Annotated in this window: 21 protein-coding genes; 15 read left to right on the forward strand and 6 right to left on the reverse strand. The window is 36.9% G+C overall.

The genetic code is table 11. The annotated features are described in order from the left end of the window. Positions 1 to 109 precede the first annotated feature (109 nt). The 4 genes from IX38_RS00050 (at position 110) to IX38_RS00065 (ending at position 5,356) form a co-directional block, all read left to right on the forward strand. Entirely contained in the window at positions 110 to 2,710 is a 2,601-nt protein-coding gene (locus IX38_RS00050; RefSeq protein ID WP_034700704.1) for a TonB-dependent receptor, read from the forward strand. A gap of 85 nt (positions 2,711 to 2,795) precedes the next feature. Beyond that, a complete protein-coding gene (locus IX38_RS00055; protein ID WP_034700705.1) occupies positions 2,796 to 3,236 on the forward strand; it encodes a hypothetical protein in 441 nt (146 codons plus the stop codon). Between the two features lie 73 nt (positions 3,237 to 3,309). Then, positions 3,310 to 4,302 (forward strand): aspartate-semialdehyde dehydrogenase, encoded by a 993-nt coding sequence (locus IX38_RS00060; protein WP_034700706.1) that lies wholly within the window; start codon positions 3,310 to 3,312, stop codon positions 4,300 to 4,302. Between the two features lie 52 nt (positions 4,303 to 4,354). Continuing rightward, positions 4,355 to 5,356: a cation diffusion facilitator family transporter gene (locus IX38_RS00065; protein WP_034700707.1), complete on the forward strand. Its 1,002-nt coding sequence runs from the start codon at positions 4,355 to 4,357 to the stop codon at positions 5,354 to 5,356. A gap of 24 nt (positions 5,357 to 5,380) precedes the next feature. Here the strand turns inward: IX38_RS00065 and IX38_RS00070 are convergent, their stop codons facing one another. Next, positions 5,381 to 5,812: an exosortase F system-associated membrane protein gene (locus IX38_RS00070; RefSeq protein ID WP_034700711.1), complete on the reverse strand. Its 432-nt coding sequence runs from the start codon at positions 5,810 to 5,812 to the stop codon at positions 5,381 to 5,383. After that, positions 5,799 to 6,329, reverse strand: a complete 531-nt coding sequence (gene xrtF, locus IX38_RS00075) for an exosortase family protein XrtF (protein WP_034700713.1) — start codon at positions 6,327 to 6,329, stop codon at positions 5,799 to 5,801. Before xrtF ends, IX38_RS00070 begins: the two co-directional genes overlap by 14 nt. A gap of 307 nt (positions 6,330 to 6,636) precedes the next feature. Here xrtF and IX38_RS00080 point away from each other — a divergent pair, with 307 nt between their 5' ends. From IX38_RS00080 to IX38_RS00105, 6 genes are all read left to right on the forward strand, one after another. Next, entirely contained in the window at positions 6,637 to 7,656 is a 1,020-nt protein-coding gene (locus tag IX38_RS00080) for an aminoglycoside phosphotransferase family protein (RefSeq protein ID WP_034700715.1), read from the forward strand. Between the two features lie 32 nt (positions 7,657 to 7,688). Further along, complete coding sequence (locus IX38_RS00085) at positions 7,689 to 8,093, forward strand: GxxExxY protein (RefSeq protein ID WP_034700717.1); 405 nt, start codon at positions 7,689 to 7,691, stop codon at positions 8,091 to 8,093. 74 nt (positions 8,094 to 8,167) lie between these two features. Continuing rightward, positions 8,168 to 8,584 carry a RapZ C-terminal domain-containing protein gene (locus IX38_RS00090; RefSeq protein ID WP_034700719.1) on the forward strand — a complete coding sequence of 139 codons (417 nt, stop codon included), beginning with the start codon at positions 8,168 to 8,170 and terminating at the stop codon, positions 8,582 to 8,584. A 77-nt stretch (positions 8,585 to 8,661) separates the two neighbouring features. Beyond that, positions 8,662 to 9,375: a nucleotidyltransferase family protein gene (locus tag IX38_RS00095; protein ID WP_034700720.1), complete on the forward strand. Its 714-nt coding sequence runs from the start codon at positions 8,662 to 8,664 to the stop codon at positions 9,373 to 9,375. Positions 9,376 to 9,381: 6 nt separating this feature from the next. Next, on the forward strand, positions 9,382 to 10,134 hold the full coding sequence (locus IX38_RS00100) for an LOG family protein (protein ID WP_084680129.1): 753 nt from the start codon (positions 9,382 to 9,384) through the stop codon (positions 10,132 to 10,134). Between the two features lie 59 nt (positions 10,135 to 10,193). Then, positions 10,194 to 10,664, forward strand: coding sequence for a DUF6702 family protein (locus IX38_RS00105; protein WP_228377882.1), 471 nt, complete (start codon positions 10,194 to 10,196; stop codon positions 10,662 to 10,664). Positions 10,665 to 11,006: 342 nt separating this feature from the next. On the opposite strand, the gene IX38_RS00110 is transcribed toward IX38_RS00105, so the two are convergent. Together IX38_RS00110 and IX38_RS00115 are read right to left on the reverse strand one after the other, a co-directional pair. Next, complete coding sequence (locus IX38_RS00110; RefSeq protein WP_034700723.1) at positions 11,007 to 12,434, reverse strand: DUF5689 domain-containing protein; 1,428 nt, start codon at positions 12,432 to 12,434, stop codon at positions 11,007 to 11,009. Between the two features lie 26 nt (positions 12,435 to 12,460). After that, positions 12,461 to 15,343, reverse strand: coding sequence for a carboxypeptidase-like regulatory domain-containing protein (locus tag IX38_RS00115; RefSeq protein ID WP_034700728.1), 2,883 nt, complete (start codon positions 15,341 to 15,343; stop codon positions 12,461 to 12,463). A gap of 245 nt (positions 15,344 to 15,588) precedes the next feature. Here IX38_RS00115 and IX38_RS00120 point away from each other — a divergent pair, with 245 nt between their 5' ends. Then, positions 15,589 to 16,776 carry an endonuclease/exonuclease/phosphatase family protein gene (locus IX38_RS00120; protein WP_034700730.1) on the forward strand — a complete coding sequence of 396 codons (1,188 nt, stop codon included), beginning with the start codon at positions 15,589 to 15,591 and terminating at the stop codon, positions 16,774 to 16,776. A gap of 53 nt (positions 16,777 to 16,829) precedes the next feature. Then, positions 16,830 to 17,249, forward strand: coding sequence for a DUF6146 family protein (locus IX38_RS00125; RefSeq protein WP_034701573.1), 420 nt, complete (start codon positions 16,830 to 16,832; stop codon positions 17,247 to 17,249). Between the two features lie 268 nt (positions 17,250 to 17,517). Here the strand turns inward: IX38_RS00125 and IX38_RS00130 are convergent, their stop codons facing one another. Together IX38_RS00130 and rho are read right to left on the reverse strand one after the other, a co-directional pair. Further along, positions 17,518 to 18,114, reverse strand: coding sequence for a superoxide dismutase (locus IX38_RS00130; protein ID WP_034700732.1), 597 nt, complete (start codon positions 18,112 to 18,114; stop codon positions 17,518 to 17,520). 299 nt (positions 18,115 to 18,413) lie between these two features. Then, positions 18,414 to 20,282, reverse strand: coding sequence for a transcription termination factor Rho (rho, locus tag IX38_RS00135; RefSeq protein WP_034700734.1), 1,869 nt, complete (start codon positions 20,280 to 20,282; stop codon positions 18,414 to 18,416). A gap of 145 nt (positions 20,283 to 20,427) precedes the next feature. Here rho and IX38_RS00140 point away from each other — a divergent pair, with 145 nt between their 5' ends. From IX38_RS00140 to IX38_RS00150, 3 genes are all read left to right on the forward strand, one after another. Further along, positions 20,428 to 20,817 (forward strand): DUF4293 domain-containing protein, encoded by a 390-nt coding sequence (locus IX38_RS00140; RefSeq protein ID WP_034700736.1) that lies wholly within the window; start codon positions 20,428 to 20,430, stop codon positions 20,815 to 20,817. Positions 20,818 to 21,225: 408 nt separating this feature from the next. Next, positions 21,226 to 22,146 (forward strand): M28 family peptidase, encoded by a 921-nt coding sequence (locus IX38_RS00145; protein ID WP_034700739.1) that lies wholly within the window; start codon positions 21,226 to 21,228, stop codon positions 22,144 to 22,146. Between the two features lie 191 nt (positions 22,147 to 22,337). Continuing rightward, positions 22,338 to 24,170, forward strand: coding sequence for an ABC transporter ATP-binding protein (locus IX38_RS00150; protein ID WP_034700740.1), 1,833 nt, complete (start codon positions 22,338 to 22,340; stop codon positions 24,168 to 24,170). The last annotated feature ends 4 nt before the right edge of the window (positions 24,171 to 24,174 follow it).

Raw genomic sequence — 24,174 nt, forward strand, 5'->3', positions numbered from 1 at the left:
ACAAATTAAATCTTATCAAGATTGAGTAAAAATTAACATACAGTTAATATTAGTTAAATTTTATTTCGCGAATTTTGCAGAAAATTAAATCTAACTATTACTAACGATTATGAAATTAATCAACAAATCGATACTTACTGTAGCTATTACGTTATCTACGGCTAGTGTTTATTACGCTCAACAAGTTCAGGACACTGTAGCGAAGTCGAAAGACATTGATGAGGTAATTTTAAGAGGTGTTACGGATATCGCTAAAGATAGAAAAACACCGGTAGCAGTTTCAACGATTAAAGCTGCGCAAATTCTTGAAAGACAGGGAAACCAAGAACTTGTTGAATTACTAAATACAACCCCATCTGTATATGCAACAAAAGGTGGTGGTGGTTTTGGAGACTCTCAAATTACTATGCGTGGTTTTGAATCAAGAAACATTGCAGTAATGGTAAACGGTATGCCTGTTAATGACATGGAAGGTGGTACTGTTTATTTCTCAAACTGGACTGGATTATCTGACGTTACAAGTACTTTGCAAGTACAAAGAGGTTTAGGATCTTCTAAATTAGCCATTGCTTCTGTTGGAGGTACTATGAACTTCATTACCCGTTCTGCTGATATGAAAAGAGGTGGAGTAGTAAGATTAGGTGTTGGTAACAATGATTATTTAAAAACATCTTTTGCTTATAATACCGGTAAATCCAACGACGGATGGTCTTCATCAATTCTAATGAGCAGGCAATCTGGAGGAACTTATATTGAGAATACAGATTATGAAGCTTATGCATATTATTTTGCTTTAGGTTGGGAGCCAAACAAAAAACATAACTTCCAGTTTACTTTGACATCTGCACCTCAATGGCATGATCAAAGAACTTTTGCTCCTACAATTCAAAATTATATTAATTACAATCCAGATCGCGACGGATCACCATACAGACAATATAATTCTGACTATGGATATTATACGGACGCTTCAGGAAATAAAGTTGCACTAGCTAACAGATCTAACTATTATTCCAAGCCTGTAATGATGCTGAACTGGGATTGGACTATGAACGAAAAATCTAAATTAAGTACTGTTTTATACATGTCTAATGGTAGAGGTGGTGGAACAGGTGATTTAGGAAAAGTTGGAGGAAAATCAATCACTGACGCATCTTTTGTGGACACTTCTGGACACTTTAACTATGACGCTATTTTCGCAGCCAACCAAGCAGTTAATCTAAACACAGCTGGCGCAGGAAGTACACTTATTCGCAGATCAAGTGTAAACTCTCACAACTGGTACGGAATTTTAGCGAACTTCCAACATAAGATAAATGATAACTGGAACTTCTCAATTGGAACTGATGATAGATATTATTATGGATACCATTATCAACTAGTTTCAGATTTATATGGAGCTGCAGGATATAAAGATTCTAACAATAAAAATGTAGCACCAAACATTGTTAGCAACAGTTATGACTATAAAAAGCTTGCTTGGAATCCATTTGGAGGTAAAACAGCTCCTCTACAAGATCAAGTAGGATTCAGCAATGATGGAGAAGTTATTTGGTACAGTGGATTTGCTCAAGTAGAATATACCAAGAATGATTTATCTGCATTTTTACAAGGATCAGTATCTAATCAAGGATATCAAAGAATTGATAATTTCATATTAGATGGAAGCCAATTAAAAGGCCAGACAGTTAATACGAAAACAGGTTTCAAAAATCTATTTGGATATAATATTAAAGGAGGAGCTAACTATAACATTAATGAGCAAAATAATGTTTTTGCAAATATCGGTTATTATAGTAAGCAACCATTCTTAAATACGGTTTACCCAAACAACCAACAGCTAATTAATCAATCTTTAACCAATGAGAAAATTTTCTCAGCAGAAATTGGATACGGATTTAGATCAGCAAAATTCAGTGCTAATGTTAACCTATACAGAACACAATGGAAAGATAGATGGTTAAGAAAAACTAACCAAACATTTACATTGCCTGATAACACTACTACTACGGGGTATGCTGAAATTAATGGGATCACTGAAATTCACCAAGGTATTGAATTTGACGGAACTTATAAACCAACTAGCTTCTTAGAATTCAATGGTATGCTTTCTTGGGGAGATTATTATTATAAAGGAAATGCAACAGGAACAGCATTTGACGATAACAATAACCCACTTACGCTATCTGGCACTTCAAATACTTCAGAATTATTCATAGATAAAGTAAAAGTTGGAGGAACAAGTAATAATAGTATTCCACAAATGACAGCTTCATTGGGAGCAACTATCAAACCAGTAAAAGATCTTAGCATCTACGGTACCTGGAGATATGTTGGTAAATTATATTCTTCTATTGATATTGCAACTTTCTCCAATCAATCTGCACAAGATAGAGGTGTACTACAATTACCTGATTTTAACTTGTTCGATGTAGGGGCTTCTTACAAAATAAGATTGAAAAATGAATCTCAATACTTTACTGTAGGAGTAAACATTTATAACTTGCTTGATACAACTTATATCTCTGATGCCGCTACCAATGTATTTGGTAATGACACACCTACCAAATTAGCTGATGGGGTAACAAACAATACAGCTAAAAAAACTTATGAAGAACTTGGTATGATGTACAAAGGAATAGCAACAGGTAACCGTACATATTTCGGATTCGGAAGAACATGGGCCGCAACATTGTCATTCAACTTCTAATAATATATAAAACATTAGATTTTATAAATACCAATCCCGGCTTTTCGCCGGGATTTTTGCTATATTTGTGTACAAAAAATTGAATATGGATTTTTACAAGATTTTTCTTAGTGCACACAAAGGGTTCGGGTATCTTGAACTACTTTTGGTCTCATTATTTATTATTGCCCTTTTAGCCACAATGTTTGGTTTCAGCGGTAAAGTGAACAAATTTTTAAAGAAGACTACCCTCTTTACGATGATTTTCTTCCATGTTCAGTTTCTGATAGGAATATGTTTGTTGTTCATATTTTCTCCCGGTTTCAAAGCTGCATTGGATGCCGGAACATTAATGAAGGATCCATATAGCAGACAAACATTTGTAGAACACCCGTTTTCTATGTTAGTTGCAGCAATATTAATGACCATCATCAATAAAAAAGTGAAATCCAACGACACGATTTCTTTAGGAATTGTGATCATGGGTCTTATCGCTGCAGGTTTATTCGCATTCGCATTCCCTTGGATGAGAGTCTTTGGGGCTTAAAACATAAAATAAGTTATCAATGATGAGTTGTAACTTTATAATAATTTAACCTTAATTTTTTTTAATTAAATCAATGAAAGTAGCTGTAGTCGGTTCAACAGGAATGGTTGGACAAGTTATGCTTAAAGTTTTGGAGGAGAGGAACTTCCCTGTAACAGAATTAATTCCGGTGGCATCCGAAAGATCTGTAGGTAAGAAGGTGAAGTATAAACAGGAAGAATTTACCATTGTAAGCATGAAAGACGCTATAGCTGCCAAACCGGATATTGCCATTTTCTCTGCCGGAGGAGATACTTCTCTTGAATTTGCCCCTCTTTTTGCAGAAGCCGGAACCACAGTGATCGACAATTCTTCAGCATGGAGAATGGACCCTACCAAAAAATTGATTGTTCCGGAAATAAATGCCGATGTTCTGACCAAAGAAGATAAGATCATTGCCAATCCGAACTGCTCTACCATTCAGTTGGTAATGGTTTTAGGGCCATTGAATAAAAAATACGCCCTGAAAAGAGTCGTTATTTCCACCTATCAGTCTGTGACAGGAACAGGGAAAGCTGCCGTGGACCAGCTCAATGCCGAAATTAAAGGCGATGACAGTGTTGCCAAAGTATATCCTTATCAGATCTTCAAAAATGCTCTTCCTCACTGTGATGTATTCAGTGATGATGATTATACGAAAGAAGAGATCAAACTGATGAAAGAACCTAAGAAAATTTTAGGTGACGATACATTCAATCTTACAGCAACGGCAGTGAGAGTTCCCGTTCAGGGAGGACACTCTGAAAGTGTAAATATTGAATTTGAAAACGAGTTCGACCTTGATGAAGTAAGAAAGATTTTATCTGAAACACCAGGCGTCGTGGTAGTAGACAACGTGAAAAAAAACGAATACCCAATGCCGCTGTACTCCGAAGGCAGGGATGAAGTCTTCGTTGGCAGGATAAGACGGGATCATTCACAGCCCAAAACGCTCAACCTCTGGATCGTAGCAGACAATCTGCGAAAAGGAGCCGCAACGAACGCTGTACAGATTGCAGAATACTTAGCAGCCAATAACTTAGTTTAAACTAACAAAATAAAAAGAGTCTCAGAATTGAGATTCTTTTTTTTATCAAACTATGGAAAATAAAAAAACCATTACCAACAAAGATAAAATAGCATTCCAAAAGTTGATTGCCGCTTTCGGACTTATCCTTTTTATAGGAAAAATCATTGCCTGGAAACTCACCAATTCCGATGCTGTTTTTTCCGATGCCATGGAAAGCATTGTGAATGTCATCAGCGCATTTATGGGACTTTATTCCCTTCATCTGGCTGCAAAACCGAAGGACGAAGACCACCCTTACGGCCACGGAAAAGTAGAATTTGTAACTTCCGGCATCGAAGGAGCTCTGATAGCCATAGCAGGCATCATGATCATCTATGAAGGGGTCAACAGCCTTATCGTAGGAAAAACACTGAGCAAAATAGATCTGGGAATCTGGATCATTGCAGCCACCGCTGTTGTTAATTATCTCCTCGGCTACGTTTCCATTAAAAAAGGACAGGCTGAAAACTCTCTGGTCCTTATTTCATCCGGGAAACACCTCCAGTCTGACACCATCACAACATTAGGCGTTGTCATAAGCTTAATCATCGTTTATTTCACTAAGATTTACTGGCTGGATTCCGTAGTTGCGCTTATTTTTGGATTTTATATCATCTTTGTAGGCTATAAAATTGTCAGAAAATCTTTAAGCGGTATTATGGATGAGCAGGATCCGGATCTTCTGAACCAGATCATCCGCGTACTCGAAGAAAACAGAAGAATAGAATGGATAGATGTCCACAACATGAAAATCCAGCAGTTCGGAGCCAATCTCCATATTGATGCCCATATTACTTTACCCTGGTATTACAGCCTTCGGGAAGCCCATGACGAAATGGAAAAAATGATTATTGTTTTAGCGAAAAACACCAAAAGAAGCGTAGAATTCAACTTCCATATGGATGACTGCAAAACATTATCATGCCCTGTCTGTCAGATTAAAGACTGTCCTGTACGCGAAAAAGATTTCGTAAAACGGGTAAAATGGACCCCGGAAAATGTAACAAGTGTAGACAAACATACCGCTGATTAGCCCGTAACCAGATAAGCTCATTGCTTATTTTATCATCAACTGCTTTCTGTAATAAAACATCGGAACGATCAAAAGCAAAGCCAGCGGCTGGATCACAAATCTTCTCATATAAAAGGAAAGAAGATAACCGATCCCGAACCTGTCATTGATACAGTAAAGATAGATCGGGAAAGTGATCAGAAAAATAATGGTAATCAGCATAGCTCCCTGTACTGTCCACTGACGGTTTTTAAAAAGACACTGAATGATCAGGCAGGAAAAAATAAGATTGAGGATAAACCTGAAAAGATGTCCAATAATTAATTTCCCCCATTCAAAATGTGGAAACTCAATATTCTTATTCGCTTCATGAAAATATTCCAGAAAAGGGTCGTAAAAAATTTTGTCTTCAAGCATCCGCACACTTATAAGACCGCAGATTCCCGCTATTGCCAGAAGCCAGTTAAGAATTTTCATTTTTTAAAGCAAAGAATTTGATCCACACCAGCCAAAGAACAACTACAGTTCCGTAAATTGATGATGGAAAAATAAAATCATGAAACATTTTCCCGTATTCCTTATGGTCTACCATGATGATATTCAGTCCCACAATTCGTAGAAGATTCATAATATAAAGCAGGAGAAGCCCGGCTAAAGCAAAAATATAAGTTTTAGTGCCTTTATAAAATGCAAAAACAAATGCGACAAACAGGATCATAACGGAAATAGCATTACACCCCTCCACCATTCTTGTCACATAATTATTTTTTACATAGAACCAAATCTGCTCGTTTTTTACGTCATCATAAAGCAAGGTAGGAAATTCAGTAGCATTCTGAACAGAAGCAACCTGAACAGCAATCATTCTGGAAAAAGAATCCAGCCCTCCTCCTTTACTGCTGTTCAGATAAAACTGGTACGCAAAAAGCAGCACCAGATAGATGACAATGAACCTCAGCAAAATGTTTAAAACCGGTTTAAAATCCTTTAACATGATGCAAAGATAAAAATTAGACTGAAACTTAAGCCGAGATTGAGATAAGAAAATTAAGATTTAAGAAATGGAAAGCAATGAGAGATGATAAAAATGCTGTTTTACCCTTTATAGCTGAGTGTCAGATAATAAAATCTCCAAGAATATTATTTTTTAGCCTTTGTAAAAATAAATGAGCTGGCATAACTCTCAACCAGCATCCAGTAACAATCAACTCAACACATCTCCTCCCCCAAACTCTAAAACCCTAAAACTCTTCCACTCAAACTCTAAACTCCCATTAAATTAGTATATTTGTTTCCATATTATGACTTCCGAAAACGCAAAACGATTTTTTGAAAAATATCTGGGTGAACCATCTTCTGAGTTCGTTACACTGGCTCAAAGCGGTTCTGCAAGGATTAATTTTCTGGCAAAATCCAACACCGGAAAATACATTGTCACCGCCAATGAAAATATCCCGGAAAACGAAAGCTTCCTCTATTATTCCGGAATCTTTTCAGAGCTTGATCTCAACACACCTGAAATTTTTGCTGTTTCAGAAGACAGAAAAATCTATATACAGGAATTTCTGGGCGGGCAGACCCTTTCAGAGATCATTACGGCCGAAGGTCTCTCCACTCATGTGAGAGCATTGGTAAAACAGACATTGGAAAAACTTTTTCAGCTCCAGGTCCGGACTCAGGGAAAAATTGACTTCTCAAATACTTTTGAATATGAGTGTTACGACGAGCTTCCCGTGATCCATGACCTCTATTATTTTAAAAATTTTGTGGCAGATGTTCTTGAACTTGAATACCGCAAATCTCCTTTGCTGAAAGAATTTAAACAGATTGCCAAACTTATAGAAAGTCTTGAACCCAAAGGAATCATGATCCGTGATTTCCAGGCAAGAAATATTATGGTTGATGAAGGTCGTAAAGTTTCGTTCATCGACTATCAGTCTGCCATGAAAGGTCCATTAATGTATGATGTGATCTCTTTTCTTTTCCAGGCTAAAGCTGATTTCCCGGAAGATTTTAAAAATGAAATGCTTGAATTCTATATCGGACAGTTTGAAAATGAAGAAGTTAAAATCCAACTAAGAAATTCGGTAAAGCCCATTCAGATGATGAGATTCCTGCAGGTACTTGGAGCTTATGGATTCAGGGGACTGATTCAAAGGAAGCAACATTTTACAGCGAGCCTTGAAAAAGGAATTCAAAACATCACACAGTTTGCAGGATCCTGGGAACAGATGCAGGAGTATCCCGAACTGAAAAAAGTGATAGAACAATTGTCTTTGGATGAATCAAAATTAAAAATTAATGCTATTTTGAACCATTAAGTTTTTTTTAAGCTGTTAAGAATATTAAGCTTATGACAAAGAAAAAAGTTACCCAGTTATCATACGAAATTACGGGCTTTGCTATTAAAGTTCATAAGGCTCTTGGTCCCGGTCTTCTTGAAAGTGTTTATGAAGAATGTTTAAAGATTGAACTAATAAAAAATGGCTATGATGTAAAACAGCAGCTTTATGTACCAATCAATTATGAAGGGGTAGAAATTGAAACAAAACTAATCGTAGATTTACTTGTAAATGATTCTATCGTATTGGAATTAAAAGCAGTTGAAGAAATACTTCCTATCCATGAGGCCCAACTGTTAACCTATATGAAAGTTCTCAAAAAGCCACAAGGTCTTTTAATTAATTTTTTCACAAATAATATTACAAAATCATTAAGACCGTTTATCAATGAATATTTTAAAGATCTCCCTGACTAAATTTTGATTTATCAAAATCTTAACTTATCTTAAAAACTAAATAAGCCTTAATGGTTTAAATAAAATAAAGAAAAATGCTACACATCGACATACACAGTTTTTCGTATAAAAAAGGAGGAATTCCTAAGGACAGTTCAGGAAACGGCGGAGGTTTTACTTTCGACTGCAGAGGAATTTTGAATCCCGGAAGAATTGAGGAGTACAAAGCCCAGACCGGAAATGACACAGGCGTTCAGGAATATCTTGAAACCAAAACCGAAATGCCGAAGTTTCTGGAACTGGTAAAATCTATCATCTCTATCAATATCGACAACTATCTGGAAAGAGGTTTTGAAGACCTTCAGATCAATTTCGGATGTACGGGAGGACAGCACAGATCGGTGTATTCTGCGATTAAGATCGCTGAATTCATTAAAGAAAAATATCCTTCGGGAATAGAAATAAGCCTTCACCACGACGAACAGCACCACCTCAATATGAGCAATGGGTAATGAGCAATAAATAATATTCTTACTTGTTCATCAACTCCTGAAATTACTCATTACTTATCACTCATTACTTATACTATATGAAAGCTTTAATTTTCGCTGCCGGAAAAGGCACAAGGCTCAAACCGTTTACGGATCATCATCCAAAAGCCCTGGCCAAGGTAAATGGCATACCGCTTTTAGAAAGAAATATCAATTACCTAAAAGGCTTCGGAATAAAAGATTTTGTGATCAATATCCATCATTTCGGAAATCAGATTGTTGAATTTTTAAATAAAAACAGTAATTTCGGATGCAGCATTGAAATCTCAGATGAGACGGATGAGTTGCTGGAAACCGGTGGCGGCTTGATTTTTGCCAGAAGATTCCTCGATCACGGGGAAGATTTTCTGATCCTGAACGCTGATATTTTAACGGATATCAATATTAACGCTCTCGTTGAATACCATAAAAAGATAAAAGATTTCGCTACTTTAGCGGTTTCTGACAGAGAAAGTTCGAGAAAATTGCTTTTCAACGATGATATGATTCTGAGAGGCTGGCTTAATGTACAGTCGGGGGAGCAGAGGCTTGCGGAATTCAACAAAGGCTTTAAAGCTCTTGCTTTCAGTGGTGTTCACTGCATCAACCCCGCTATCTTTGAAAAAATAAAGAGAACCGGCAAGTTTTCTGTTATGGAGGAATATCTTGACCTGATGCAGACTGAGCAGATCCACGGATTTGTACACGACAGCATTCTGATAGATGTAGGAAGACCCGAATCTGTAATAGAAGCCGAAAAACATTTTAAATAATTTGCAATGGAAATGGACGGAACCCGGGATGAAAGCTTAGTAAATCCTGCCCTTGATATCAACGAAACAAAACTTCACAACAGTCTCAGACAGAAAAACTGGGACGAAACCATTACCAAAGACAGCTGGATGGTTTTCAAAGTAATGGCCGAATTTGTGGATGGGTATGAAAAACTGGCCAAGATAGGACCATGCGTTTCTATATTTGGTTCTGCACGGCTGAAACCTGAAAGCAGGTATTACGAAATGGCTGTAGAAATTGCTGAAAAAATCACTAAACTGGGCTTCGGAATTATTACCGGAGGCGGCCCGGGGATCATGGAAGCCGGAAATAAAGGAGCATTTAATGCTAAGGGAAGATCTATCGGGCTTAATATTGATCTGCCGTTTGAACAGCATTTCAACCCGTACATTAATAGGTCCTATTCTATGAACTTCGATTACTTTTTTGTAAGAAAGGTAATGTTTGTAAAATATTCCCAGGGATTTGTTGTAATGCCGGGAGGTTTCGGTACCTTAGACGAACTTACGGAGGCGATGACTCTGATCCAGACCAATAAAATAGGCAGATTCCCTATTGTTCTTGTAGGAAGCGAATTCTGGGGCGGATTGCTGGATTGGTTCAAGACAACTTTGTTAAAAGAAGGAATGATTGCCGAAGGTGATTTGGAATTATATCGTGTGGTAGATACAGCTGACGAGGCCGTCGCACACATCAAGGCGTTCTATGATAAATATTCTGTGAATGTAAATTTTTAATTGGCATATTATTTGTGACCTTTATAAAAGCAACTATGATTGTAAATCTATTAATTAAGATGAAAAAAACTTTATATATATCGGGAATTTTAACATTTTTTGTGTTAATGAGTTTTATGTATGCAGACTTTTTCTCTTCAATGACAAAAGTTGATTATATAGATGGAAGCAAAACATTGAAGTTTACCACAAAAATGAATACCAACCATATTTCTGATGCTATTAAAATCAATCCCAGTACAGCAGGGTTTGAAGCAGAAGTAAAAAAATATGTAAATAATAATTTTGATGTGTTCGTCAATGGCTCTCCAAAAACTATAACCTTCACCGGAAGTCAGGTAAGCGGAGAAACTGTATGGGTGTATTTTGAGACCGGAGGTGTTTCAGATATCAGCACCTTAAAGATTAAGAATACGATTCTTTTAAGTGCTTTTCCTAAGCAGATCAACTTAGTGAATATTGCTTATAAAGGAAGTCAGAAAACAATGAATTTCCAGCGAGGCAAGGAAGTGAATGAAGTTTCTTTCTAAACAAGAATAATTTTTAAAATATAAGCCACTGCAGATGCGGTGGTTTTTTTTGATTTAAATTTTAAAATTGAATATTTAAAGACGGCTTAATCAACACCTGTTATCCCTGCATCCTATATTAAAAGCGCTAAATGAGTTTATTTTCATTTTAAAATAAACATACAAGACCAACTTTTTCCTGATTCGCTATATCAGAAAGATTGTGTACATTTTCATATAGTGGAACTTTAATAAAAGTTGATATGAAGTTCTGTTGACAATAAAAAATCCGCCTCATTTCTGAGACGGATTCGTTTACTTAAGATATAAGAGAATAATATTTTTATCCTGAGTTCAGGTTAATTACTCAATTTTGATATTATCGATCTGAATATCATAATTTCCGTTACTACCTGTTTTTACAGCAAACATATCTTTTCCAGCTGTTAGATTAAGATCTCCCAAACCTGTAAGATTAAGTTCAACCAATCTCCATTGACCATTCGTATTAATTGATCCTGTATATGAGTTGGCATTACCTGAATCCGGATCCAGAATTGCTCCTGTACTGAATGTTCCAAGGTTGAATGTATAGAAAGCCGGGCTGCTGCCTGTCGTCTTATACACGTTGAAAGAAAGTGATTTTCCGGTTGACACACCTTTGATATAAAAAGTAATTCTTTTCGGAACAGCCGGTAATCCAGAAGCCGCTATTGCAGTAAATACATAATCATTTGCTGAAGGAATACCTTTAATCTGAAGTGAGTTAGTCCCGTTAAATCCTAAACCAACACCCTGAGTTGCATAAGGCTTTATACCGAAACTGTTCACACTTGCAAGGAAGGTTGTCCAGTTTTCAAAATCAGAACCGTTAAAAAGATTAACAGCAGAAGCTGACGGGTTCTCCGGGGCTCCAGGAGAAAATCTTTCACCGTTAAAAATGATATCATCCAGATTTCTTATATATGCCTGCTCTGTAAATGTCGGAGCAGAAGGATTAGCAGGGCTCGTGTAACGGCTCAGAAGAAGCACAATATCACCACTTTTTGCATATTTAGGAGAAATCGGTGATTTAGCGAACGTTGCATAATTACTGAAACGAAGATCTAATCTTGCTGCTTTTTTATCTGTAATATAACGGTCTCCTGTTGCAGACTCATCAGCAAAGTTTTTTGTAAGTTCTGAATCTTCGAACTGAACATTTTTAATTTTTACAAGCTGATTGATGTGGGCTCCATTTTTAAGAGCTTCAGCAATGGAATTAAATTCCAACGGCTTCATAACAGCTACCACTGGTTTTTGCCCGTCACAAACTCTTGCCATATAATCCGAAATTCTGTTTGGATTGATTCTCCCTACAGAATAGTTTGGATCATAAGATCCAACTTTAATATTTCCATTGGAACCTTGAACAATCAGTCCCTTTAAATTGATTCTAACTAAAGATCCTGTAGGAAAAGCCAGATACTGGTTTCCTCCGTCAATATCCACCTCTATCCCCTGTGTTGGATTTTCAGGCTTATCCTGAAGGAACATCATTTTATAAATATTCCCGGATTCATCACTTGAGCCTACATAAGCTTCAACGATATAATCTTCTTTAATAATATCAGCTTCTACTGGTTTAGGTTTTGCAAGAGTCGCAAGATCTGTTAATGGGTGATTTGGTGCGCCAAACCTGTTCGTACATTTGATTTCCGGAACATCATAATCATCGGATTTTACACAAGACGATAACGCCAACATTGAAATGGCACTAAATACGGCTGCCTTAAAATATATGTTTTTCATTGTTTTCGATTTTTAAAATTTATTGATTAGAATCTAAATTGAAGATTAACAAAATAAGATCTTCCCTGAGAGTACCAGTATTTCGGAGCAAATACCATGTTTCCGCTGTCATAATCATTTGAATAATCAGTATAATTAACATTTCTGGTCTGCTCAAACCCTCCCGTAATATAATTTTTATTATTAAGAATATTATTAACGGATGCAGATATCAATACATAATATTTACCGATCATCCATGATTTACCGACATTGGCATTAAGGAAGAATTCGCTTGGTAATTTTGTAGGTGTAAGAACTCTTGCCAATTCTTCAGGACTTACATTATCATAAGGTACTCCCGGTGTACTTGGATTAGAATAGAATCTTTCTGTTCTGGTTACCGGAGACGGATCCAAGAATGAATGTCCGAAATAGTTCCAGCTTGCACCCACCCACCAGTATTTAGGGCTGCTGTATCTAAGACCTAAATTATATGCTTCCTGAGGTGTTCCTCCCTGTCTGTAATTTTTCAGGGTAGCTTCTCCCATATTCGTATATGATCTGGCAACAATATTTCCGTTCCCATCAAGTTCTCTGAAAGTTCCAACAGCATCAGACGCAAAATAAACGGTTGGGTTATTGGTATAAGTATACTGTCCTAAGCTTAATAATCCGTTAGCCGTTAGTGTAGGGGTAATTTTCACCTGTGCGCCAAGCTCAATACCCATATTTCTCTTATTAGCACCTGCAAGCACCTGAGTAATAAAAGCACCGTCCTGAACAGGAGCCTGATCTCCACTTTCTGTAAGCGTCGTTAACTTAACTCCCTGAGCAAAATATCTCTGTACACTTGTTTCATTTTGAGTATTAACAAGGTATCCTGTCAATCTAATCTTCACAACTGGAGTGGACAACACATAGCTCAAATCATTGGCATCAATAACAACATTTTTGATATTGGGAGTTATAACACCACTTACTCTCGTGTTAAAATAAATATCATTCAGGAAAGGAGACTGTGAAAAATAAGCCCCGTTATATACAAGGAAGTTTCTACCATTGATTCTATAAGTAGCCTGACCTTTCACGCCAACATTCCAGAAGTTCTTATCCTCACCTTTTCCGTAAGATGACTGGTATAAGTAATGCTGAAATAAGCCTTCTCTGTTGTTGTTGGTGTAACCAAACATCCCGGAAACAAAAACATCAAATTTACCCGTAGAAAATTTAAATGCAGGATTGATTTTTACTTCCTGTCTTCTGAGGATATAATCATAAGTAATTTTATCACCTTCTTTTTTACCAACGGAAGCGTTGTCTTCCCTTGTGTTATACTTAGCATAAAATCTGTCCCCGGTTGTATTGGACCCGAACGGATCCATATTCAGTGCAAAATCAGCTCCTAATAAATCATTTACTTCTCTGTATTGCTCAGATTTATAATTTTGATAAGATAAGTTTAAAATAAAACGCGAAGTATCACTAAAGTTATAAGTATAGTGGGTAGACGCATTGAATATTTTATCATCTTTTACATCATCCACCAGGAAATAAGCAGCCCTTTTCCCACCCAGTTCAGGAATATAGAGATCCTTATTATCAGCTCTATTTGCTGCATAAAGATTATCCCAGTTGATCTGTGTATAAGCTTCATCATTATTGGTCCATCTGTCATTCCAAAGTCCTATATTCTCAGCTTGTGATGGAGCCGGATTTTTGAAATTCAGCCAGTAACTTGGTAAATTACGGTAATAGGTAGGAGATGGATTATTAGCTCTATACCAATCCAGTCTTGAACTGTAGTCTTTACCGAACTGATAGGAAACGGATGTCCATAATTGAGAGTTCTTATTGATCTTCCAGAAATCCTGCAATTGAAACAATGGTTGGAATCCTCTTCTTACTCTCTCATTTCTTTTCTCTCCATCTTGCCATCCCCAGTAAGAATTATAATGAATTCCTCTGAAATCGTATACTTCCTGTGTATTTGGACTGGAAGAGCTTCTTGCATATTTGGAACCAATGGCATTGAATGTTAAAGTATGGCTGTCACTGAATTTCTTTTCAATTCCAAGATAACCGCTGTATGCATCATAAGACGTTCCGTCCTGTATTCCTTCCTGAGCCCATCTTCTGGCAATCATCCCTGTAAATGCCCATCCTTTCTTGCTCATTCCGGAAGAAAACCTGTAGGACAGCCTGTTGGTGTAGTTTCTGTTTGTCAATGAATACGTTAATTGGCTTCCTTTTCTGTACTCACTGGCTTTTGTATTTTTATAAATAACCGAGCTGTTACCACCGAATGCATATTCTGATGGTGCATGATTGGCTGAAATTTCCGGATACCTTGTGATCTCATTAAGTCCACCCCAGTTTCCAAAATCAACATTACCATTATCAGATTCAACCATAGAAACACCATTCATCATAGATTCTACCGACCTTCCGTCAATTCCTCTCGGACGGAACCAGTAAAAACCTAAATCAAATGCAGCAATTCTACTGAAAACATCCTGAGATGACTGCAGTAAACCTACCGTGGAGGTTTGGCCACTGTTACTATCTTCACCATCACCACTATTATCAATAATGGCTAATCCCTGATCTGCGTTTGTAAGTGCAGAATATAGGGTTATTACCCCTAGATCCTTTTTTTTCTCACTGGCTACGTCAAACTCCATCATTTTGGTTTCGAAGTTTGGTTTCGTAATCATAATTTGATAATGGCCCGGCTGCAGGTCTACAAACTGGAAGTATCCAATTTTGTCAGCCGTTACATCATTTTCACTCCCTTTAAGATCTACTTCTGCCTTTTCAACAGGCTTTCCTTCGGCATCCTTAAGATACGCAAACACAGTGGTCTGCGCGAAATAGAATGAAGCAGGAAGTAAAGTAAATAAAGAGACTAATGATAGTTTTTTAATCATGAGTATATTTATTTTTTTTAATACTTTTCTTATTAGTTTTCAACAGTTTAAAAGTTGGGGGCACAAATTTAGTCAAAAATTGGAATTCACAACTTTTTTAACATTATTTTTTCTTAACATTGCAATCTTTTATGATTCATTATGTAAAAGAATTTCATTTAACTGTTTTAAATTTACAAATATTTAAAATGGGTTGAATTAAAAAAAGGTAAATTTGTCGTTTAAATAATATTAATACTCTAAAGATGAAGAAATTGATGAGTTTCATGGCTGTTATTTTTTCAATAATGGCTTTTACACAACAGGGGAAACTTAGGAAAGTGGCTGCCGTTGGTTTTTTAAATGTGGAAAACCTTTGGGACACCATCCGTTCTGCAGATTATATTGATGGTACGAAAGACATCCGCAATCCTGCTTTCCATAGAAGTATTCCAATGGATTCTATCAAATTTTTAGAAGCAGAAAAATATGACGGTCCCTGGAGTGACGGTGCTTTAAATGGTAAAAAAGCAGTAAGATACCAAAGCGGCTCTGACGAATTCACACCCAGCAGCGGCAAAAATTACAATACTAAAATTTACAAAGCAAAGCTTGCCAACGAAGCAAAAGTAATTTCTGAATTGGGAGCACAGTATACCAAAACAGCACCCGCTGTAGTCGGACTTATTGAAGTTGAAAACAGACAGGTCATTGAAGACCTGGTAAAGCAGCCCGTACTTGCCAAATATGACTACGGAATCATTCATTATAATTCCTATGATTACAGAGGAATTGATGTTGCCTTAATTTATCAGAAAAGAAGGTTTACCCCGACCAATTCATTGAAAAAAGAATTAAAAGTTTTCGGTGACGATGGAAAAAGAGAATATACCAGAGATATTCTGGTTGTAACCGGTTTTCTTGATAACGAAAAGGTAGCGTTCTTTATGAACCACTGGCCTTCAAGAAGAGGAGGTGAAGCCATTTCATTACCTAAGAGGAATGCCGCCGCAGCTTTATTGAAACAACAGATGGACAGCATAAGAGCCGCAGATCCTTCTACTAAACTTTTTGCAATGGGTGACTTTAATGATGATCCGGTAAGCGCAAGTTTAAAAAACCATTTAAAAGCTGTTGCCAGTCCTAAAGACCTGAGTGAAACCACACCTTACCTTAATTTAATGTATCCTTTATATAAAAAAGGTATTGCCTCACTGGCTTATCAGGATGCTCCTAACCTTTTTGACCAGATCATTGTTTCTAAAAATCTGGTATTCGACCAGGTGACAAAAGAATATTCCGTGTATAAAGCAGAGATCTTTGCCCCGCCTTATTTAGTGAATAAAGAAGGTAATTATAAAGGTTATCCTTTCAGGTCCTGGAACGGAGACCAGTTTACTGGAGGATACAGTGACCACTTCCCGGCGTTTGTTATTCTTCAGAAAGAACCATAAAAAATTAACTTAGGCACTCATTTTGAGTGCTTATTTTTTATACCATGTTCATTATGAAAAATCTTATTATACTATTTTTCTTCGTCTTTATTCCTTTCAGCTGCTTTTCCCAAAACAGTCCCAAGAAAGAGGAAGAGAAATCTGAAATGAAACCTTCTAAGAATGAAGACGGCGAGTGGGATCTTACGGTGATCGATACCCAGTTCGATTACTTTTTGAATGCAGTAGCCAAACCGATGAGCCAGTATTCAGAATCCTATCTGAAAACGAAAAACACATTCCTTACCAGTGAATGGAATTCTTACTACAGCTCAGGAAAATACCGGGATATTATAGAGTCCGGGATAGATTACAATCCAAGAGAAAACTACGGAATCAAATTTGAATATAAGCTGTATCAGGTTTTTGCTTATGTAAGCTGGAAATACGGACTGAAAATGAACGGGCTTTCCGGAAGTGATGCCGTGAGATAAATGTTTCATTAAACCATTAAGAAAATTGAAGGGATTAAGGACATTAAGCTAATTATTCATTTTTTAAGCGATCTTTATTTTCTTAATATTGAACCTGTCAAAAATCTGCGTAACCTGCCAAATCTGCAAGATTTTAAAAATTTAAACAGCCTTATTTTGACTACTCATAAAAATCTTAATGGTAAAAATAATAGTTTCACATATTTAATCTTCAATAAAAAAAGGTTCAGAATTTCTTCTGAACCTTTACTTTTATAATAGCTGAAAATTATTTGTTGAATAATTCCTCCACTTTATCCCAGTTTACAACATCAAAGAATGCTGAAACATAATCAGGTCTTCTGTTTTGGTAGTTCAAATAATAAGCGTGCTCCCAAACGTCCAATCCCAGAACAGGAGCTCCTTTAACATCTGCAACAGGCATTAACGGGTTATCCTGGTTGGGTGTAGAAGAAACAGATACAGAACCGTCTGAATTCTTAACCAGCCAAGCCCATCCAGAACCGAATCTTGTTTTAGCGGCATCAGAAAAATCAGTTTTGAATTTTTCCAAACCTCCATAATTTTCAATGGCTGCTTTTACGTTTCCTACAGGCTCTTTACTACCTCCGGGAGTTAAAATTTCCCAGAATAAAGAGTGGTTGAAGTGTCCTCCTCCGTTATTTCTCACGGCTGGTTTGTCAGTTCCTGTCTGGCAGATCTCTTCGATAGTCTTTCCAGCCAATTCAGTTCCTTCAATTGCTTTATTTAAATTGTCGATATATGCCTGGTGGTGCTTCGTATGGTGGATCTCCATAGTTCTTGCATCAATAGTAGGCTCTAGTGCATCGTATGCATATCCTAATTTAGGTAATTCAAATGACATAATTTTTATTTTTAATGTTATACCCAAATTTAACCAATATTTAAGCTATTATCAAAAACTGGGATTACTTTAATAAATCTTTAACATTGATATATTGATTTAGAATGAATTAAATTTTTAAGAGTGAAGATAAAAGCCGGAAGAGTGAGGTTATTATAGCCTGAAGTACAGCTTCCGATACTTTCTTCTGTCAAATTCTTAAAAACTAAAACTATCTGGCTCTCAAAAACAGGAGTATATCTACAAAAAAGCACGAAGATCAGATGATCCCCGTGCTTTTTATTAACAATTAAATTAATCTATTTATTCATAGACATCAGGAATTCTTCATTATTTAAAGTTCCTCTGATGTTTTTATTTACAAATTCCATAGCTTCTACAGGGTTCATTTCAGAAAGATATTTTCTGAAAATCCACATTCTCTGGGAAGTCACCTCATCTAAAAGAAGGTCATCTCTACGCGTGCTTGAAGATACAAGATCAATCGCAGGATAAATTCTTCTGTTGGCAATTTTTCTGTCCAGCTGAAGCTCCATGTTACCCGTTCCTTTAAATTCTTCAAAGATTACTTCGTCCATTTTAGAACCAGTATCGATTAGTGCTGTAGCAATAATGGTTAATGAACCACCACCTTCAATTTTTCTGGCTGCTCCGAAAAATCTTTTCGGCTTGTGAAGAGCGTTGGCATCCACACCACCGGAAAGAACTTTTCCTGATGCTGGTGTAACGGTATTATAGGCTCTTGCCAATCTCGTAATAGAGTCAAGCAGGATCACTACATCATGTCCGCATTCAACCATTCTCTGGGCTTTTGCTAAAACAAGGTTGGCCACTTTTACGTGTTTGTCAGCTGCTTCATCAAATGTAGAGGCAATAACTTCTGCATTTACGCTTCTTTCCATATCAGTAACTTCTTCAGGACGTTCGTCGATCAGCAGGACCATCATGTATACTTCAGGGTGATTGGCAGCAATAGAGTTGGCAATATCTTTAAGCAGCATTGTTTTACCCGTTTTAGGCTGGGCAACGATCATTGCTCTCTGTCCTTTCCCGATAGGTGCAAATAAATCAACAATTCTTGTAGACATTGTAGAATTATCTCCCGCCAGGTTAAATTTCTCTTCAGGGAAAAGCGGTGTTAAATATTCAAAAGCAACACGATCTTTAATGAATGCAAGATCACGTCCGTTTACTTCTATTGGTTTCAGTAAAGAAAAGTATTTTTCGCCTTCTTTCGGAAGTCTTACAATTCCTTTTACGGTATCTCCGGTTTTCAGACCGAAATTCCTGATCTGTGCTGTAGACACATACACATCATCAGGAGAAGAGATATAACTGAAATCCGATGAACGAAGGAATCCGTAGTTATCCGGAAGGATTTCTAAAACCCCTTCAATACTTACCATCCCATCAAAACTGAATTCTTTTCTCTGTTCAGCATGATGTTCCTCATTCCTGTCAGCATTTTGTCTGTGCTGATTCTGGTTGGGGTTCTGATTCTGATGTTGATTAGGATTTTGGTTCTGACCCTGATTTTGATTTTGATGCTGGTTAGGATTCCTATGCTGGTTTCCGCTGTTCTGCGGATTATTGTGTCCTTTTTGCTGGGGTCTGGCCTGATTTTGAGGAATAGCAGGCTTTTCTTCTGATGGAGCAGGTTCCTGAGGTTCTGCAATTTTGGGAGCTTCTGCTCTTTCCTGGGGAGTTTCTGTATTGCCGGTATTGGTATTGGCAGTCACTCTTTTTCTTTTTTTCTTAGCCTGTGCTGAATTGTTTTCTTCAGGAGTGGCAGGTGTTTCAGTTTTTGGTTCTTCCTGTTTTACTTCTTCAGCAGCCGGCACCTTTTCTTCTACTTTCTCTTCAGCTTTGGGGCTTTCTTCAGTGGGTGCTTTTACTTCTGCTTTGGGTTTGGCAGGTTGTCTTTTGGGCGCTGCTTTTTTTACAGGAGCCTTGGCAGGTTTTTCTGCCGGTTTTTCTTCAGTATCCATACTGGTTTCTGTGGCGTTGAAATAATCTTTTGCAACTTTAGGGTTAGAAGCCTGAAAGTCAAGAACGGCAAAGATTTTATCATTATCATTGCTGTTTCTAGCAACTTTAACGCCTAAATCTTTTAAGATTTTAGTCAGTTCCGTTACGGATTTTGACCTTAACGTTTCTATGTTAAACATACTTAATGTAAAAATGTAATTAATTGTGAGTAAGAAAAGTAAGTCCGGTGACTTTTGTTTTCAAGTACATATGTATAATGCAAATCTACACTTATTTTTGAATTGTGCAAAATTTATGTTATTTTTGCCAGGTATTTAATAATCAATGTTACAGAGAATACAGACTATATGGACTCTACTGGCAGTTTTAGCCGCAGTTTCCCTTTTCGTTACAGGACAGGATGTTGACGTTTTCGGCAATATTCCGGTGATTGATATAAGCTGTATTGCGCTTGTTTTGGCAGGAGCACTGAGTATTTTCAGCTTTAAAAACAGAAAAAGACAAATTTTGCTGAATACGTTCGGCATCATTATAAACGTTTTGTTGATTGGTGTATTGGCGTACTGGTTACTAAACTTATCCGGAGGAATTCAGATTCCTGAGAAGGGTATTGAGCCGGTTTTCCCATTAATTGCGGTGATCTGTCTGCTTATAGCAAACATATACATCCGCAGAGATGAGAGGCTCGTAAAATCTGTAGACCGACTTCGATAGCCTTACAACGATTTTTTGAGTGAGAACAGTTCCGAAAGGAGCTGTTTTTTATTACAGCCTGTAATTTTTTATTTAAATGCAAAGTTTCACATTTACTTTTTATTTTAAGTAGAGAAAAGATGCCGACTTCACCGTTGGCTGGTTGGCGTAGCAGCACTTTATCGAATCAATCAAAGGTTAATTTTAAAAAATTATAATAGTCGTGGCATTTTTTTAACCATTAAGATTGAATAAGTTTTTAAGAATATGAAGTTTAGTTTCGCTTAAAGGCAGATGATTTTCTTAACAATACTTAATCCCATTAATCTCCTTAGTGGTTCAAATATATTCTCACCAAATAATTTTATATCATTTTATGCAACATTTCCGTTAAAAATACGACTGATCCTATTAAATTATATATCAAAAATGAAAAAACTGACCTACCTTGCCCTGTCATTCTTCTCAGCATTTGCATTTGCCCAGGAAGTTTCAAAAGAAAGAGTAACCACAATACTTAGTACACTGGCCTCAGATGAAATGAAGGGCCGCGAGATCGGAACTCCGGAAAATGATAAGGCTGCCGAATACATCGCCAGGCTCTTCAAAGAAAACAACCTTGAATACTGTACCGGAAACTCTTACCTGATCCCTTTCGATTATAAAGGAAAAAAGGTTTATAATGTATGCGGTATTAAAAAAGGGAAAACAGATAAATATTTAGGTTTTTCAGGGCATTTCGACCATATCGGAACTAGTGATAAAACCGGAGACAATATTTATAACGGGGCAGATGATGATGCAAGCGGAATTACCACTTTAGCAGGTATTGCCGATTATTTTAAAAATAAAAACCCGGATTTTTCAATGGTTTTCATGGCCTTCAATGGTGAGGAAAAAGGAATGCTGGGTTCAAGAGCTATTTCTACAGATGCCGGTTTAGATAAGGTATATAATAATATGACAGCGCTTTTCAATTTTGAAATGGTGGCCACGGAGTCTCAGTTCGGAAAAAATGCACTTTTCATGACAGGCGATGAGTTTTCTGATTTTGATGAACTTTTTAATAAGTATGCTGCAAACGGCTTAAAAATAAATCCTGATCCCTATGCCACACAAAAATTATTCTACAGATCGGATAATGTAAGTTTTGTAAAGAAAAAGATCATCGCTCACTCATTCTCTACGGTAGATATGACGAAAGCGTCTCATTACCATAATGAAAGTGATGATGTGAATGTTGTAGATTTTGATAATTTAACGACTATTATCAATAACGTAGGGAAGACTTTAGAACAATTAACTCCAACTAATTTTGCTCCAAAATATAATGACAAAGTAAAATTTTAATTAATTGTAATAGTAAAAACCGCAGAAACAGTGTTTTTTTTCCATACTCTATGCATTTTTTATGCCTATAAAATTAAACACACGTTTGTAACAAAAGTCATCAAATTGAAACATATTAATTAAAGTAAAAAAGGATTAAGAACGTCTTTTACTTTAATTTTACGTAATTTTGCTATCCAACTTTTCATTGAATGAAACCATTACAAAGAATACTTTATTTCGCGAAACCGCACCAAAAATACCTTTTCGGAAGTATGTTTTTCAATATTCTGTACTCCTTACTCAATATCTTATCAGTGGGAACCATGCTTCCTATTTTGGGACTGATGTTCGGTACGATTGAAAAACAGGGGAAAGAGCCTGTATGGAGCGGAGCCTTCGGCGATTATTTCAATTATATAAAAGATAAGGCGTACTATTTTGTACAGACGCAAATTGATCAGCATGGTGCCGTTCATGTCCTTGCTGTTTTGTGTGCTATCACAGGGGTTTCATTTTTACTGAGGAATATTTTCAGATATATCGGGTCTTTCCTTTTGGTTAATTACCGTGTTGGTATTACAAAGGATCTTCGTACAGCTATGTACAATAAATTTTTGCAGCTTCCTGTTTCTTTCTTTACAGAACAGAGAAAGGGAGATATGATGTCCAGAATTTCCAATGACATCGGAGGTGTGGAAGGAGGAATTATGGGGGTATTGGTAGATATTATTAATGCACCGTTTATGATCGTCTCTTCACTGATCGCGTTATTTTTACTATCTCCTCAGCTGACCCTGTTTTCACTGGTTGTTTTCCCGGTTATGGGACTGCTGATCTCATGGACCGGAAAAAGCTTAAAAAAGCAGGCTCATTTTGCCCAGGCTGAACTTGGAAATCTGTTTTCACTGGTGGACGAAACTTTAAAATCGTCTAAGGTAATCAAGATCTTTAACGCGGATAAGATCCTTAAAAACAGATTCAACGAAACGACGAACAACTGGCAGAATTACGCCATAGATATGAGCAGAAAGAGAGAACTCGCATCTCCTATGAGCGAATTCCTGGGTTCTATCACTATTCTTATCATCACATGGTATGCAGGAACACAAATTTTACAGGAACAGAACATGAAGCCTCAGGCTTTCCTGGTGTTCATCGGAATGTTCTTCCAAATCCTGGACCCTGCGAAAAAGCTTTCCAGTGCAATTTCATCTATACAGGGAGGAATGGCAAGTTTAGAGAGAGTAGCAGAAGTTCTTGATTATGATTTAAAGGTAGAAGAAATTGCAGAGCCGGTTTCCATTTCTACTCTTACAAATCAAATTGAATTCAAAAATATTGGGTTTTATTATGATAAAGACAATGTTATCCTCAAAAATTTCTCACTGATCATTCCGAAAGGAAAAACCATAGCCCTTGTCGGGCAGAGCGGAAGCGGAAAAACCACTATCGCCAACCTTTTGGCAAGATTCTATGATGTGAATGAGGGCCAGATCTTAATTGACGGAACTGATATCAAACATTTAAGGTTAAAAGAGTACCGCCAGCTTCTGGGAATGGTAACCCAGGAGTCTGTATTGTTTAATGATTCGGTGTACAACAATATTCTGATGGGTAAGCCTGATGCTACGAAAGAAGAAGTAATTGAGGCTGCAAAGATTGCAAACGCTGATTCTTTTATTTCGAATCTTCCCGAAGGATATAATTCCAATATCGGGGATGACGGGAATAAGCTTTCCGGCGGTCAGAAACAAAGAGTTTCTATTGCCAGAGCGGTATTGAAAAATCCGCCGGTGATGATCCTTGATGAAGCCACTTCTGCCCTGGATACCGAATCTGAAAGATTTGTACAGGATGCTTTGGATAAAATGATGGAAAACAGAACATCTCTGGTTATAGCCCACAGACTGTCAACGATCCAGAAAGCAGACTGGATTGTAGTGATGGAGAAAGGAATTGTAGTGGAACAGGGAACACATTACGACCTTATTGCCAAGAAAGGAATGTACCACAGACTGGTGGAACTCCAAAATTTCGATTAATCCT

The organism is Chryseobacterium luteum, assembly GCF_000737785.1.
Taxonomy (GTDB): Bacteria; Bacteroidota; Bacteroidia; order Flavobacteriales; family Weeksellaceae; genus Chryseobacterium; species Chryseobacterium luteum.